Below are 14731 nucleotides of genomic sequence, written 5' to 3' on the forward strand. Positions count from 1 at the left end.
TTTTTTCATTCTCTGTATTTCTGAATAAAGTCTTTTTTATCAATGACTAATGCGAAAAAGCGCAAGCGCTTTCCACGCGTCGTCGCGCCGCCTCCGGCCTGCCGTTCGGCAGCGCCCGGAAGCCCTGTCTGCACACCAAATCGACCGCCTTGCGGCTAGTTTTTGCCTGCGCCCAGCCTGTCTATCTGCCCCGCCAATCGCTCGGCGATCAGCAGCGAGGCGCCCGTTGCCGTCACCATTTGCGGAAGCGACAGCCATTCCAGCATCCAGCCTGCGCCCGACCTTTCCTGTTCGTGCACCAGCGACTGGTGCAGCGCCGATATCTGCACGGCATTAAAGCGTGCGAGCGTCACCAGCGTTTCGGCATTGACCGGGTTCTGTTTGTGCGGCATGGCAGAGGAGCCGCCGCCGCCGGAGAGAAGGATTTCCCCACCGAGTTCGGCCATCAGCGCGATATCTTGCCCGAACTTGCCGAGCGTACCGGTGATAAGCGAGAGAATATTGCCGAATTCGGCGATGCCGTCGCGCTGGCTTTGCCATTGCTGTCTGTCGGCAAGGCCGAGCCGTTTTGCAAGATCGGCGCGCACGGCTGCGGCACTGTCGCCGAGCTTTTCCAGCGTGCCGGCAGCCCCGCCGAACTGCAGGGAAAAACCGCCCTGCGTGAAGGTTTCCAGACGCAGCAGGTGACGTTCCAGCGGCGCGATCCAGCTTGCCGCCCGGTCGGCCACGGTGATGCCGATGGCGGCCTGCATGCGGGTATAGCCCGTCAACGGGTTATGGCCGTCGCGGGAGGCGAGATCTCCCAGCGTATCGATGAGGTGACCGAGCCGGGCAGTAATGATTTCCGCCGCCATTTTCAGCCGCAGCATCAGGCTGGTATCGATGACATCCTGGCTCGTTGCACCGAAATGCACCTTGTCCGCCGCCTGACCAGCGACCGCGGCCCGCATCTGCCGGATGAGTTCGGGAACCACAACGCCGTCCTTTGCGACGCCGTTGCGAAGCCCGGTCATATCGGCGGCAAAGTCGGAAAGCCCCGAGACGATCGCTTCCGTCACATCCTCGGAGATGATGCCGGCCTCCGCTTCCGCCTGCGCCAGCCCCGTCTCGAAACGGACCATGGCGTCGATATCCGCTCTTGTCGAAAACAGCTCGACGATTTCGCTATCGCCGAAAAGGCCGGACAGGAACGGATGCTCGAAGGGGGAAAGGCTCATCTTCCGTCTCACTCAGATATCGAAAAACACGGTTTCGCCTTCGCCCTGAAGGCGGATATCGAAACGATAGACGTTACCTTCCTCCTTTTGGGCGACAAGCGTGGCGATCCGGCTCTTCTGCTCGACACGGGCAAGAACCGGATCGGCGGCGTTGGCCTCCTGTTCTTCCGGGAAATACATACGTGTCTGCAGGGCGATATTGATGCCGCGTGCGACGATCCAGAAGGTGATATGCGGCGCCATCGGCCGGCCGTCGCGGAACGGCACCTTACCCGGCTTGATCGTCTCGAAAACGAATTCGCCGGTATCCATGTCGCCGGGCGAGCGGCCCCAGCCGATGAAATTCGGGTCGGCCTTGCCGCGCGTTTCGCTGGGGCTGTTATAATAACCGTCGGTATCGGCCTGCCAGATTTCGATCAGCGCGTCCTTCAGCGGCATTCCCGCACCGTCATAGACCGTGCCGCGCACGCTGATGCGTTCGCCGCGTGCCTTGTCGTTATAAAGCGGGCCGGAACCGAGATCCTTTTCGAACACGCCTTCGATGCCGACAAAATTGGGCGTACAGCCGATATGCACATAGGGCCCCGCCGTCTGCGAGGCGGTTTCCTTGAAATAGTTGAGCGGCTGAACCATGGTCAGTTGCCCTCCATGCGGTTTTCGAAAAGGGTCGAGCGGCGGCCGCGCAGGACGATATCGAACTTGTAGGCCAGCATATCCATCGGCAGCGTCGCATTCATGTCCAGCGGCGCGATCAGTCTTCTGATCGCATCCTCATCCGGAATGGTCTTGACGATCGGACATTTCCAGATCAGCGGATCGCCTTCGAAATACATCTGGGTGATGAGGCGCTGGGCGAAACCGTGGCCGAAGACGGAGAAGTGAATATGGGCCGGCCGCCAGTCATTGACGCCGTTCGGCCAGGGGTAAGCACCCGGCTGGATGGTCTTGAACCAATAATAACCGTTCTCGTCCGTGATCGTGCGGCCGACGCCGCCGAAATTCGGATCGATGGCGGCGAGATAGCTTTCCTTCTTGTGGCGGTAGCGACCGCCGGCATTGGCCTGCCAGAATTCCACCAGTGCGCCATCCACGCCGCGGCCGCGCTCGTCCAGCACCCGGCCGTGCACCAGAATGCGCGGGCCAACGGGCATCTCGCCGGGGCGGGCATAATTGAGGATGAGATCGTTATCCAGCGGGTTCAGCATGCCATGGCCGAAGACCGGTCCGGTGATTTCGCTCTTGGTGCCCTCGAGCGAAATCAGCGCGCGTTGCGGCGAACGCAGGATGGAGGTCTTGTATCCGGGCGCATAGGCCAGCGGGTGAATATCGCGGTTGCGTGCGAAGAACGGCCCGGTTTCGGGCGGCTGGTTGCTCATTTCGTCTCCTCCTCGCTGGAACTATCGGCTTTCATACCGGCCAGGGCAAGCTTGGCGATCTTGAAAGCGTGGTTGGCGGCGGGCACGCCGGCATAGATCGCCACATGCAGCAGCGCCTCGCGAATATCCGCCTCGGTGGCGCCGGTATTGGCGGTGGCGCGCACATGCATGGCCAGCTCCTCATCCTGACCGAGCGCAGCGAGCAGGGCGATGGTGACCATCGAGCGCTCGCGCTTCGTCCAGTGGTTGCCGGACCACACCGTTCCCCAGGCGGCTTCGGTGATGAGCTGCTGGAAAGGCTGATCGAAGCCGGACGTCATGGTCTGCGCCCGGTCGACATGGGCGTCGCCGAGCACGGAGCGGCGGGTTTTCATGCCCTGTTCGAATCTTGCGTTCTTGTCGATATGGTCCGCCATCGGTCAATGCTCCGGCAATGTCTTGATAAAAATGGTGGCTGCCTGCGTGTAAGCGAGCGGCTGCTCAAGGCAGGGAATGTGGCCGCAGCCGGCGATGGTGACGAAGCGGCTTGCGGGAATGAGACCCGCCAGCGATTGCACCAGTTCCGGCTGTGTCGAGCCGTCCTGATCGCCCGCGATACAAAGCGCCGGCACGGCGATACGCCCGGCCTCTTCGGTAAAATCCGCATCGCGGATGGCGGCGCAGGTGCCGTTATAACCGGCTTCCGGCTGCTGCGAGAGCATGTTGCGCGCGCCGGCATAGGCGGCATTGTCAGGCTGGCGGAAGGCGGGCGTGAACCAGCGCTCCATGACGGGATCGACCAGCGAGGCGAGGCCATCGGCGGCGATCTTGTCGATGCGGGCATTCCACATCTCGGCTGTGCCGATCTTGTGGGCGGTGTTGCTGAGTATGAGCGCGCGCACCAGATCGGGACGGCGGGCATAAAGCCCCTGCGCGATCAGGCCGCCGACGGACAGACCCCAGATGATTGCGCCTTTCACGCCGAGATGATCGAGTAGCGCGATCAGGTCACCGGCGTGATCGTCGATGGAATAGGGGGCATGCCCGACATCCGAGAGCCCGTGGCCGCGCTTGTCATGCAGCACATAGGCATAATCATCGCCAAGCGCTTCGATTACCGCATCCCAGATGCGGAAATCGGTGCCGAGCGAATTGATGAAGGCGATGACCGGCTTGCCTGTGTCCAATCCCTTGGCGCGATAATGGATCACGGTCTCGCCGCAGCGCAGAAAATGCATGATGTGCTCCTCCTGCCAAGGATATTGCAAGCGTGTTCCGGTTAAGTAAAATGACATTATCGATGAAAATCATAACCTGTGGATTATATGAGCGATGGTCGATCAGCGTATCAAGTTCCGCCACCTGCAGACTTTCGTTGAGGTGGCGCGGCAGAAAAGCGTCATCCGCGCTGCGGAAATCCTGCATGTCAGCCAGCCGGCGGTGACGAAGACGATCCGTGAGCTGGAAGACATTCTCGGTGTCTCGCTGTTCGACCGTGAGGGGCGCGGCATCCGCATCAGCCGTTATGGCGAGGTCTTCCTGCGCCATGCCGGTGCGACAATGACGGCGCTGCGGCAGGCGGTTGATTCCGTATCGCAGGAGGCGGCGCGCGCCGGTCCGCCGGTGCGGGTCGGCGCTCTGCCTACGGTTTCGGTGCGAATCATGCCGAAGGCGATGGCCGGGTTTCTGGCCGAGAAAACCGGCAGCCCGGTGAAGATCGTCACGGGTGAAAACGCCGTGCTGCTGGAACAGTTGCGGGTCGGCGATCTCGATCTTGTTGTCGGCCGTCTGGCCGCGCCGCAGAAAATGGCGGGCTTTTCCTTTGAGCATCTCTATTCGGAAAAGGTCCGCTTCGTGGTGCGCACCGGCCACCCGCTGTTATCGCCCGGCCTTTCGGTGTTCGATCACCTGCATGAATATCCGGTGCTGATGCCGACACGGCAATCGGTCATCGGCCCCGTCGTCGAGCAGTTCCTGATCGCCAACGGCGTTCCGGCCCTGCCGATCCGCATCGAAACCGTATCGGACGCCTTCGGCCGCGCCTTCCTGCGCACCAGCGATGCGATCTGGATCATCTCGGAGGGTGTGGTGGCGGCGGATGTGGCGGATGGTATTCTCGCAATCCTGCCTGTTGAGACCGGCGATACCAGCGGCCCGGTGGGGCTGACGGTGAGGGCCGATACGCAGCCCACGCTGCCGCTTTCGCTGCTGATGCAGGCCATCCGCGAGGCGGCGGGCGAGTTGCTGGATGGGAGGCCGGAGGCTGGTTCCTGATACGAGGGGCGGGGGTGGAAAAGTCTGAGAAGCTTTCCTCCGTCATGCCGGACTTGATCCGGCATCCAGCCCCGGCGTGACGGGTGTGGAAACGGTGCAGATAAAAAGCCGCGTGTCTGGTGGACCTCCTAATAGGGAAGCCCGACATAATTCTCCGCAAGCGCGGTCGACGCCGCGCGCGATTGCACGAGGTAATCCAGCTCCGCCTCCTGTATGCGCTGGCCGAAATCTCCGGTATCGGGGAAACGATGCATCATCGTCGTCATCCACCACGAGAAACGCACGGCCTTCCAGACGCGGGACAGCGCCTTCTGCGAATAGCCGTCGATGCCGGCCTCTGACCGGTCGCGGTAAAATTCGATCAGCGCCTCGCTCAGATAATGTACGTCGCTGGCGGCGAGGTTGAGGCCCTTGGCGCCGGTGGGCGGCACGATGTGGGCGGCGTCTCCGGCAAGGAACAGTCGGCCGAACCGCATCGGTTCGCAGACGAAGGAGCGGAGCGGCGCGATGGATTTTTCAAAGGACGGGCCCGTCACCATGGCATCCGCATGATTTTCCGGCAGGCGGCGGCGGATTTCGTCCCAGAAGCGCTCGTCGCTCCAGTCCTCCGGCCGGTCATCCAGCGAACATTGGATGTAATAGCGGCTGCGCGTGTGCGAACGCATGGAACAGAGCGCAAAACCACGCGGGTGGTTGGCATAGATGAGTTCGTGGTTGACGGGGGGCACGTCAGCGAGAATGCCGAGCCAGCCGAAAGGGTAGACCTTCTCGAATTCCTTGATGGCACCCTGAGGCACCGATTTGCGGCTGACCCCGTGAAAACCGTCGCAGCCGGCGATGAAATCGCAATCGATCCGGTGGCTTACGCCATCTTTCTGATAGGTGACATAGGGGCTTTCTCCGTCGAAATCATGCGGCTCGACATCAGATGCATCGTAAATGGTGACTAGGGCGGCCGCTTCGCGCACATCCATCAGGTCATGGGTCACCTCGGTCTGGCCATAGACCATTACACGCTTGCCGCCGGTCAGGTCGAAGAGATCGATACGGTGATCGCGGCCGTCGAAGGTCAGCGAAAAACCGTCATGCGGCAGGCCTTCGCGGCGCAGGCGCTTATCCGCGCCGACCTTTTCCATGAGCTGCACCGTGCCTTCTTCCAGCACGCCGGCGCGGACACGGCCGAGGATGTAATCCTTGCTGACCCGGTCGAGAATGACGGTCTCGACGCCTTCTCTGGCCAGAAGCTGGCCAAGCAGAAGCCCTGACGGGCCGGAGCCGATGATGACGACCTGAGTGCGCATTGTTTCCTCCCGAACTTGTCTCCTATCAAGAAATTGCCGAGGGGATGCGGAAAGCTCAATGGACTTTCTGATCCGCAAATTGCACAATCCGACCATTGTGAGGAGGAGCGAAGGAACATGCGGCTTGCTGCAAGCGAAGGTTTGTATGGCGAGGAAGCGGTGCAAGGCACTGATTTCCGCTTTCATTGCGAGACGCTTTTTTCCAGAAGCAGCCTGTACCGCTTTGAAATCGGCCTGCACCGTCACGCTGCCTTTCAACAAATCTTGTACATTTGGGGCGGTGAGGGCGATGCCCTGCTGGATGGCCGCATCGAGGCGATCCGCCCGCCGGTCGCCATTGTCGTCCCGCCGGGTTTCGAACACGGCTTCCGGTTTTCTCGTGATATTGGCGGGGTGATCGTCACCGTGCTGCCGGGCGCGTTGCCGGCATCGGTGCAGGCGCTGTTGCTGCGGAATTTTCAGCGGCCGGTCCTGTTGCCCCTGCGGGATTTTACCGATGGTGAACGCCTGCGCAGCGGGTTCGAACAGATTTCCGCCGAATATGAAACCCGCGAAACAGGCCGGGATGCCATCATCGAAGGTCAGTTCGCCATCGTGACAGCGCTTCTGGCGCGGGCGGCGCGGCCGCTCCTGGAAGGAACCGGCGAAGGCCTTGCGGAGCAGCGTTTCGAACTTTTGCTGTCACTGATTGCGCGCCATATTCGCGAGCCGCAGAAAGCGGAGTTTTATGCGAAGAAGCTCGGTCTTTCCGAGACACATCTCAATCGCCTCGTCCGTTCCGTTTCCGGCCTCAGCCTGCAGCGGCTGATCGCCAGACGCCAGATCGAGATTGCCCAGCAGGAACTGATCTTCACGGTCTCGAGCGTGCAGATGATTGCGGAGGGACTGGGTTTTGCCGATCCGGCCTATTTCAACCGGTTCTTCAAGCGCGAGACCGGCATGACGCCGCGTGCCTGGCGGTTGGCGGAGCAGCGGAAAATGGGGGATTCCGGCGTTCGGCAGGTGCCGTCTCAGACCAGCATTCTTGCCAGTTCGCGCTGAACGGCAAGAAGGGCGGGCAGGTATCGCTCCACCAGATCCTCCATCGAGGCGACCGAGGCGGCAAGCCCGACATTGAGCGCGGCAACCGTCTGGCCGCGCACGCTTTTCAGCGGCACGGCGATGGAGCGAAGGCCGATCTCGACCTCCTGATCGATCAGCGCATAACCGCGATGGCCGGTGGCCTCGATTTCGGCGAGCAGGGCGTCCATGCCAGTAATGGTCTTTTCCGTGCGCGCCACCAGCCGGGAGGCTTCGAGAATGTCGCGCTGCCGCTCGGCTGTCTGCGCCGAAAGCAGAACGCGGCCCATGGAGGTGCAATAGGCGGGCAGGCGCGAACCCGGCATCAGCGCAATCGACATCACCCGCTGCTGCGCGGCACGGGCCACATAAACGATTTCGGTCTCGTCCAGAATGGAGACGGAAGTGCTCTGGCCGATCTCTTCCGACAGTCGGTCGAGCAGCGGCTGCACGATGCGCGGCAGCGGCATGGTGGCAAGACAGCCGGTGCCGAGCCGCAGCACCTTCGGCGTCACGGTAAAGAACTTGCCGTCGTAAGCCGCATAACCGAGTTCAGAAAGCGTGAGCAGGCAACGCCGCGTCGTGGCGCGGTCCAGTCCGGCAATCTCGGCGGCATCGGAAATCGACAGGCGCGGCCGCTCGGCGCTGAAGGCCTCGATAACCCGCAATCCCTTGGCGAGACCGCCCATCATGTCTCTTTCGTTGACGGCCATGTCGCGGCTCCATTTGTGCGATATACGAACAAAAATCATATAACGCACAAAATCCTTGCCGTCGAGGTGGTTTCGGATTTACCTCACGGTCAGGCAGCCTTGCGGGTTCCATCCGTCCGGCTGGATGGAGGTTTTAATGGACAAGACAATCACGAGCGCTGAAGAGGCGCTTTCCGGGATCGGTGATGGTGCGACGATCATGATCGGCGGTTTCGGCGGCTCCGGCGCGCCTATCGAGCTGATCCATGCGCTGATCGACAAGGGGCCGAAGAACCTGACGGTCATCAACAACAATGCCGGCAACGGCCGCATCGGCATCGCCGCGATGATCGACGCGGGCATGGTCAGGAAGATGATCTGCTCCTTCCCGCGCTCGTCCGATCCGCGCGCCTTTACCGACCGGTATCTGGCAGGCGAAATCGAGCTGGAACTGGTGCCGCAGGGCACGCTTGCCGAGCGCATCCGCGCCGGCGGTGCCGGCATTCCGGCCTTCTACACCCCCACCGGCTTCGGCACGGAACTGGCTGAAGGCAAGGTCATCGCGGAGTTCGACGGGCGATCCTACGTACAGGAGCGCTGGCTGAAGGCGGATTTCGCGATTGTGAAGGCCGAGCTTGGCGATACCTATGGCAACCTCACCTACAACAAGGCTGGCCGCAATTTTAACCCGCTGATGTGCATGGCCGCGAAGACCACCATCGCGCAGGTCTCGAAGATCGTCGCCGCCGGCGAGATCGACCCGGAGCAGGTCGTCACGCCCGGCATTTTCGTGAACGGCGTCGTGGAAATCCCCGATCCGCAACAGGAAGAAGTCCTCATTCGCGCCGGAGTAGCCTACGCATGACCACGACCATCGACACCCGCGAAGACATCAAGCTTTCCAACGCCCAGATCGCCTGGCGTGCGGCGCAGGACATCGAGGACGGTGCTTACGTCAATCTCGGCATAGGCTTTCCGGAAATGGTGGCGCGTTACCAGCCGCCCGGCCGTCAGGCGATTTTCCACACTGAAAACGGCATCCTGAATTTCGGCGAAGCGCCGCCGGAAGGCGAAGAGGACTGGAACCTCATCAATGCCGGCAAGAAGGCCGTGACGCTGAAGCCCGGCGCCGCCTTCTTCCACCATGCCGACAGCTTCGCCATGGTGCGCGGCGGGCATCTGGATGTGGCGATCCTCGGCGCCTACCAGGTGGCGCAGAATGGCGATCTCGCCAATTGGCGTGTCGGCTCCAAGGGTGTGCCGGCCGTCGGCGGGGCGATGGATCTGGTGCATGGCGCCAAGCAGGTCTTCGTCATTACGGAACATGTGACCAAGAACGGCGAGCCGAAGCTCGTTGAAAAATGCGCCTTCCCGCTGACCGGCGTCGGCTGCATCACCCGCATTTATACCAGCCATGCCGTCATCGACGTGGTGGATGGCCGTTTCGTGCTGCGTGAAAAACTGCCGTCTATGACGTTTGAGGAATTGCAGGCCATGACCGGCGCGCCTTTGGCGGTCGATGGCGAGGTCGTTGATCTCGTCGCCCCGGAACTGTGAGGAAAAACCGATGACCGATGCATTCATCTGCGACTATATCCGCACGCCGATCGGCCGCTTCGGCGGCGCGCTTTCCCCGGTGCGGGCCGACGATCTCGGTGCAATTCCCCTGAAGGCGCTTGTTGAGCGCAACCCGTCCGTTGACTGGGAAGCCGTCGAAGACGTGATCTTCGGCTGCGCCAACCAGGCGGGTGAGGATAACCGCAACGTTGCACGCATGTCGTTGCTCTTGGCTGGCCTGCCGGTTTCGGTGACCGGAACCACCATCAATCGCCTTTGCGGTTCGGGCATGGACGCCCTCATCGCGGCCGCGCGCGCCGTGAAATCCGGCGAGGCGGAACTGATGATCGCCGGCGGCGTCGAAAGCATGAGCCGCGCGCCCTTCGTTCTGCCCAAGGCGGACAGCGCCTTTTCCCGCAATGCCGAAATCTATGACACCACCATCGGCTGGCGCTTCGTCAATCCGCTGATGAAGGCGCAATATGGCGTCGATTCCATGCCGGAAACCGGGGATAACGTCGCCATTGATTATCAGGTCTCCCGCGAGGATCAGGACGCCTTCGCCGTTCGCAGCCAGCAGAAGGCGGCCGACGCACAGGCCAATGGCCGCCTTGACAGGGAAATCGTGCCCGTGACGATCCCGCAGCGCAAGGGCGATCCGTTGGTGGTATCGAAGGATGAGCATCCGCGCGCCACAAGCCTCGAATCGCTGGCGAAGCTGAAGCCGGTCAACAGGCGCGAAGGCGCGACGGTGACGGCGGGCAATGCATCAGGCGTCAATGACGGTGCGGCCGCACTCATCGTCGCATCGGCGGAAGCCGCGAAGAAATACGGGCTGACGCCGATTGCCCGCATTCTCGGCGGTGCCGCCGCAGGCGTGCCGCCGCGCGTGATGGGCATCGGCCCGGCCCCGGCCTCGGCCAAGCTTTTGGCGCGGCTGGGGCTGAAGCAGGAACAGCTTGACGTGATCGAGCTGAACGAGGCTTTCGCCAGCCAGGGCCTTGCGACGCTCAGGCAACTCGGCATTGCGGATGACGATGCACGGGTGAATGCGAATGGCGGCGCCATCGCGCTTGGCCATCCGCTCGGCATGTCCGGTGCGCGCATTGCCGGCACCGCGGCGCTTGAACTTTCGCTGACCGGCAAGCGCCTTGCGCTCGCCACCATGTGCATCGGCGTCGGGCAGGGTATTGCCGTGGCGCTGGAGCGGGTCTGACGGGATAGCGGCATTCGGCATCGTGATACGGTACGAATACCGCCGTAAAACGGTACGAATGCTCGCTGCCGCAGCTTCCTTACGTGTGACAGTGGCCATTCAGGTTACTCGGCAGGTGATTTTTTCGCTCTGACACATCCCAGCCCCCTCATTCCTGTGCTTGTCACAGGAATCCAGCCGACGCGCGTCTGCGCGGCGGAAGGACTCCTTTCAGCCCAAGGACTTGGGCTGGCTGGATCTCTGTGACAAGCACAGAGATGAGGGGAGGAGGCGTGCTGGGCCAAGCAAGCCGGCCCTGCGATGCAGGCCCCGGTCGATTATTCCCTGATAAAGTGCTCCACGCCCTTATCCCTTCGCACATGTTGGATTCCATCACCATCCGTGACATGTTTTGCAAGACATGACAGGAATCTTTCCGTCTATGGGGTGCTCGCATGAAACGTCCGACCATCACAGATGTGGCAAAGGCCGCAGGCGTCAGCGTCGCCACCGTTGACCGCGTGCTGAACGGTCGGCTGCCAGTGCGTGAGGAAACCTCCCGGCGGGTGTTCGACGCGGCGGAGAAGATCGGTTTTCACGCAACCAACATCATTCGCCAGCGCATGCTGGCCGATCTGCCTTCCTATAGTCTCGGCATCATCCTGCGCAAGGAACGGCACGCCTTCTACCAGACCTTTGCCGACGAGCTGGAGCTTGCGGCGCGCAACGTCCGGGATCGCCATCTCAATCTGCGCATCGAATTTGCCCAGTCGGGCGAGCCGAGCGAGCTTGCAGCCCTTTTGACGGGGATGAAGGGCCGCGTGCAGGCCGTCGCCGCCACCGGGCCGGACCATCACGATGTCACTGCCGCCGTCGAGGCCCTGAAGGCGAAGGGCATTCCTACATTTTCGCTGCTTTCGGATTTCGCCCAGGGGGTGCGGGAAGCCTATCTCGGCGCCAACAACATGAAAGTGGGGCGCACGGCGGCCTGGATGATCTCGCGGCTGGCGCGCAGCAGGGGCAAGGTGCTTTTGCTACTTGGCGGTCACCGTTTTCACGGCCATTCGCTGCGCGAAACCGGCTTTCGCAGCTATATGCGCGAATATGCGCCGGAATTCGAGGTGATGGACGCGCTGATCACGCTGGAAACCCGGCGGCTGACCTATGAGCTTGTCATGGACACCATCGCCAAACACAAGGATCTGGTCGGCATCTATTGCGTCGGCGGCGGCATGGAAGGCGTGATCGAGGCGCTGCAGCAGGAAAACCGGCAGGAGAGCATTGTCTGTCTCGTCAACGAACTGACGCCCGAGTCACGTCAGGCGCTGCTGGAAAAGCGTATCAGCGGCATATTCCAGACGCCGCTTCGCGAATTATGCACTGACCTTGTCGCGACCATGGTGCACACCATAGAACATGGCATGGCGGAAACGCCGGGGCAGCGGTTTGTGCCCGCCCATCTGTGGGTTCCTGAAAGCCTTTGATGGTTTGATAGATTCCATCATAAATTCCGTGTCTCTTTCTATCAGCCTTGATGGTTTCGGCTGCCGCTGACCCGTTGACGCCGGGCGCGTACTGGGAAATCTTGCCCGCATGTGGAGCAGGCAGGAGGCTGGTCCACGACACCAACGATGTTTCAGGATTGCCGCACGCCGCAGATGACCGTCTCCGGTGACCGGTATTCCTTTGCCGGTGCGCGGTTGCAGCACGATGTGACGAAGGTTGCGTGGCCGGCTTCTTTTCAAGGGTTTTGGAGGAGAACGACATGAAAAGACATTTAGCGATTGCAACGCTTGCCACCATGCTGGCGACCACCGCGTCGGCTGAGACCATCGGCGTTTCGATGGCCCTGTTCGATGACAATTTCCTGACCGTGCTGCGCAATGGCATGGTCGATTATTCCAAGGGCATGAGCGGCGTTTCGCTGCAGATCGAGGATGCGCAGAACGATGTCGGCAAACAGCTGAGCCAGGTGCAGAACTTCGTCGCCGCCGGCGTCGCCGCCATCATCGTCAACCCGGTGGATACGGATGCGACCGTGGCCCTTTCGCAGGCCGCCGCTGCCGCCGGCATTCCGCTCGTCTATGTCAACCGCCAGCCGGTCAATCTCGACAGCCTGCCGGAAAAACAGGCCTTCGTTGCCTCCGATGAAAAACAGTCGGGCACCCTGCAGACGCAGGAAGTCTGCCGTTTGCTGAAGGCGGCCGGCAAGACGGAAGCGAAGGCGGTGGTGATGATGGGCGAGCTTTCCAACCAGGCGGCCCGCATGCGCACGCAGGATATCAAGGATGTGGTGGCCACCCCCGATTGCAGCTTCATCAAGCTTGTCGAGGAACAATCCGCCAACTGGTCGCGTACTCAAGGGTCGGATCTGATGACCAACTGGCTCTCTGCCGGGGTGCAGTTCGATGCCGTCATTTCCAACAATGACGAAATGGCCATCGGCGCTATTCAATCTCTGAAGGCGGCCGGCCGGTCGATGGACAGCGTCATCATCGCCGGCATCGACGCCACGCAGGACGCGCTTGCCGCCATGGCGGCGGGTGATCTGGATGTGAGCGTTTTCCAGAATGCCGCCGGGCAGGGCAAGGGTGCCCTGGATGCGGCGCTGAAACTCGCCAAGGGCGATGCGGTCGACAAGAAGGTCTTCGTTCCCTTCGAACTGGTGACGCCGGCGAACCTCAAGAACTATCAGGCCAAGAATTGAGCCATGGCCTCGCCCAGGCGGCTTCTCCGCTCCCGGGGAGCGCCGCCGGGCGGGCCGAACGCGCCGGAGCCGGCGGAATGGCCGGCTCCGGCGACACAGAATGATGCAACCAGCGGCGATTTCCGCGGGAGGAAACCTTGAAAAAATTACTGATGGCGACGGCGCTCTGCATCTTCGCGACGCCGGCCCTTGCCGATACCCGCATCGCAGTCTCGATGACGTCTTTCGACAACCCGTTTCTGACGATCCTGCTCAACGGCATCAGGGCCGAGGCCGGGCGCGATAAAAATATCGAGCTTCTGGTGGAAGACGCCCAGCTCGATCCCTCGAAGCAGCTCAATCAGGTGCAGAATTTTATCGCTAATGGCGTCGACGCGATCATCGTCAATGCCGTTGACGGTGACGCCACGGCGGCGATCACCAAAGCCGCGTCCGCCGCAAAAATCCCTCTCGTTTATGTCAATCATCCTCCGGCCGAACTGGAAACCGGCCTGCCTGATGGTACTGCCTTTGTCGGCTCCAACGAACTCGATTCCGGCACCATGGAGGCGGAAGCGGCCTGCAAGCTGATGGGCGGCAAGGGGAAGGCCGTCATCCTGATGGGGCCATTGGAAAACCATGCGGCGCTGGTGCGCACCAAGGATGTGGAAACGGTGTTTTCCCGGCCGGACTGCAAGATCGAAATCCTCGAAAAGCAGACGGCGAACTGGAGTCGCACGCAGGCGCAGGATCTCGTCTCCTCCTGGCTGACGGCGGGTGTGCAGTTTGATGCGGTGATTGCCAACAATGATGAAATGGCGATCGGGGCCGCGCAGGCGCTGAAGGCGGCGGGCGTTTCCATGAAGGACGTCGTCATCGCCGGCATCGACGCCACGCCTGACGGTCTTGCCGCCATGCAGACGGGTGATCTCGATATCACCGTCTACCAGAACGCAACGAAGCAGGGCGAAGTATCCGTTCAGACGGCGGTGAAAGCCGCTGCCGGTGAAAAAGTCGAAAAGACCCTCTGGGTGCCCTTCGAACTGGTGATGCCCGAAAACCTCGGGGACTATCAGGCCCGGAACTGAACCGGAGTTTTGGCCGGAATGCTGACCGAATGCCGTCAGCAGAGCACAAACATGGCCGCCCACGAAAAAGCCGGCCAAAAGCCGCGGTCTCCTCTCTCGGACCGCGGCCTCGCATAACCGGCCCGCAAGGGCCTTTCGACAGACAATAAGAGAAGGAAGCGTATATGCGCATCGCCATCGACCCTTTCATGCACCGGCATCTCAGCCTCGAAGCCCTCCCGGCCAAAGTAAAGGAACTCGGCTTCGACTGGATCGAGCTCAGCCCGCGCGCCGATTTCCTCGAATGGTTCAAGGCGCCGCGTGTGTT

General features: G+C 61.6%; 15 protein-coding genes and 1 pseudogene. 9 read left to right on the top strand and 7 right to left on the bottom strand.

Annotated features, from left to right (window positions below):
* Positions 1-155: 155 nt before the first annotated feature.
* From V6R85_RS23460 to pcaD, 5 genes are read right to left on the bottom strand one after another with little or no spacing between them, the layout of a single operon-like run.
* Positions 156-1217 carry a 3-carboxy-cis,cis-muconate cycloisomerase gene (locus tag V6R85_RS23460; RefSeq protein ID WP_111835009.1) on the bottom strand — a complete coding sequence of 354 codons (1062 nt, stop codon included), beginning with the start codon at positions 1215-1217 and terminating at the stop codon, positions 156-158.
* Between the two features lie 12 nt (positions 1218-1229).
* Positions 1230-1850, bottom strand: coding sequence for a protocatechuate 3,4-dioxygenase subunit alpha (gene pcaG / locus V6R85_RS23465; protein WP_111791791.1), 621 nt, complete (start codon positions 1848-1850; stop codon positions 1230-1232).
* Positions 1851-1852: 2 nt separating this feature from the next.
* Positions 1853-2593 (bottom strand): protocatechuate 3,4-dioxygenase subunit beta, encoded by a 741-nt coding sequence (gene pcaH, locus V6R85_RS23470; RefSeq protein WP_003505508.1) that lies wholly within the window; start codon positions 2591-2593, stop codon positions 1853-1855.
* The gene (pcaC, locus tag V6R85_RS23475) at positions 2590-3009 is read right to left on the bottom strand and encodes a 4-carboxymuconolactone decarboxylase (protein WP_060724453.1); all 420 of its coding nucleotides are present in this window, start codon (positions 3007-3009) and stop codon (positions 2590-2592) included. The genes pcaH and pcaC overlap by 4 nt, the downstream gene beginning before the upstream one ends.
* Before the next feature lie 3 nt (positions 3010-3012).
* The gene (gene pcaD, locus V6R85_RS23480) at positions 3013-3810 is read right to left on the bottom strand and encodes a 3-oxoadipate enol-lactonase (RefSeq protein WP_112207806.1); all 798 of its coding nucleotides are present in this window, start codon (positions 3808-3810) and stop codon (positions 3013-3015) included.
* 94 nt (positions 3811-3904) lie between these two features.
* On the opposite strand from pcaD, the gene pcaQ reads away from it, so the two are divergent.
* Complete coding sequence (pcaQ, locus tag V6R85_RS23485; protein WP_080864504.1) at positions 3905-4846, top strand: pca operon transcription factor PcaQ; 942 nt, start codon at positions 3905-3907, stop codon at positions 4844-4846.
* 128 nt (positions 4847-4974) lie between these two features.
* On the opposite strand, the gene pobA is transcribed toward pcaQ, so the two are convergent.
* The gene (gene pobA, locus V6R85_RS23490) at positions 4975-6147 is read right to left on the bottom strand and encodes a 4-hydroxybenzoate 3-monooxygenase (RefSeq protein ID WP_111791405.1); all 1173 of its coding nucleotides are present in this window, start codon (positions 6145-6147) and stop codon (positions 4975-4977) included.
* A gap of 117 nt (positions 6148-6264) precedes the next feature.
* On the opposite strand from pobA, the gene V6R85_RS23495 reads away from it, so the two are divergent.
* Positions 6265-7188, top strand: coding sequence for a helix-turn-helix domain-containing protein (locus V6R85_RS23495; protein WP_003505515.1), 924 nt, complete (start codon positions 6265-6267; stop codon positions 7186-7188).
* Here V6R85_RS23495 and V6R85_RS23500 read toward each other — a convergent pair.
* Positions 7158-7919 carry an IclR family transcriptional regulator gene (locus V6R85_RS23500; protein WP_003505516.1) on the bottom strand — a complete coding sequence of 254 codons (762 nt, stop codon included), beginning with the start codon at positions 7917-7919 and terminating at the stop codon, positions 7158-7160. The genes V6R85_RS23495 and V6R85_RS23500 overlap by 31 nt on opposite strands.
* Positions 7920-8055: 136 nt before the next feature.
* On the opposite strand from V6R85_RS23500, the gene V6R85_RS23505 reads away from it, so the two are divergent.
* The 7 genes and pseudogenes from V6R85_RS23505 to V6R85_RS23535 form a co-directional block, all read left to right on the top strand.
* Entirely contained in the window at positions 8056-8763 is a 708-nt protein-coding gene (locus V6R85_RS23505) for a 3-oxoacid CoA-transferase subunit A (protein ID WP_111791406.1), read from the top strand.
* Positions 8760-9455 (top strand): CoA transferase subunit B, encoded by a 696-nt coding sequence (locus tag V6R85_RS23510; protein WP_003505518.1) that lies wholly within the window; start codon positions 8760-8762, stop codon positions 9453-9455. The genes V6R85_RS23505 and V6R85_RS23510 overlap by 4 nt, the downstream gene beginning before the upstream one ends.
* A gap of 10 nt (positions 9456-9465) precedes the next feature.
* Positions 9466-10671, top strand: a complete 1206-nt coding sequence (gene pcaF / locus V6R85_RS23515) for a 3-oxoadipyl-CoA thiolase (protein WP_020810194.1) — start codon at positions 9466-9468, stop codon at positions 10669-10671.
* A 434-nt stretch (positions 10672-11105) separates the two neighbouring features.
* Positions 11106-12134, top strand: a complete 1029-nt coding sequence (locus V6R85_RS23520) for a LacI family DNA-binding transcriptional regulator (protein ID WP_003505520.1) — start codon at positions 11106-11108, stop codon at positions 12132-12134.
* A gap of 281 nt (positions 12135-12415) precedes the next feature.
* Positions 12416-13357 carry a sugar ABC transporter substrate-binding protein gene (locus tag V6R85_RS23525; RefSeq protein WP_112293959.1) on the top strand — a complete coding sequence of 314 codons (942 nt, stop codon included), beginning with the start codon at positions 12416-12418 and terminating at the stop codon, positions 13355-13357.
* 137 nt (positions 13358-13494) lie between these two features.
* Positions 13495-14424 carry a substrate-binding domain-containing protein gene (locus V6R85_RS23530; protein WP_112295295.1) on the top strand — a complete coding sequence of 310 codons (930 nt, stop codon included), beginning with the start codon at positions 13495-13497 and terminating at the stop codon, positions 14422-14424.
* 164 nt (positions 14425-14588) lie between these two features.
* Positions 14589-14731, top strand: a pseudogene (locus V6R85_RS23535) (sugar phosphate isomerase/epimerase); the annotation flags it as partial.

The organism is Agrobacterium sp. CCNWLW32 (assembly GCF_037083425.1).
Taxonomy (GTDB): Bacteria; Pseudomonadota; Alphaproteobacteria; order Rhizobiales; family Rhizobiaceae; genus Agrobacterium; species Agrobacterium radiobacter.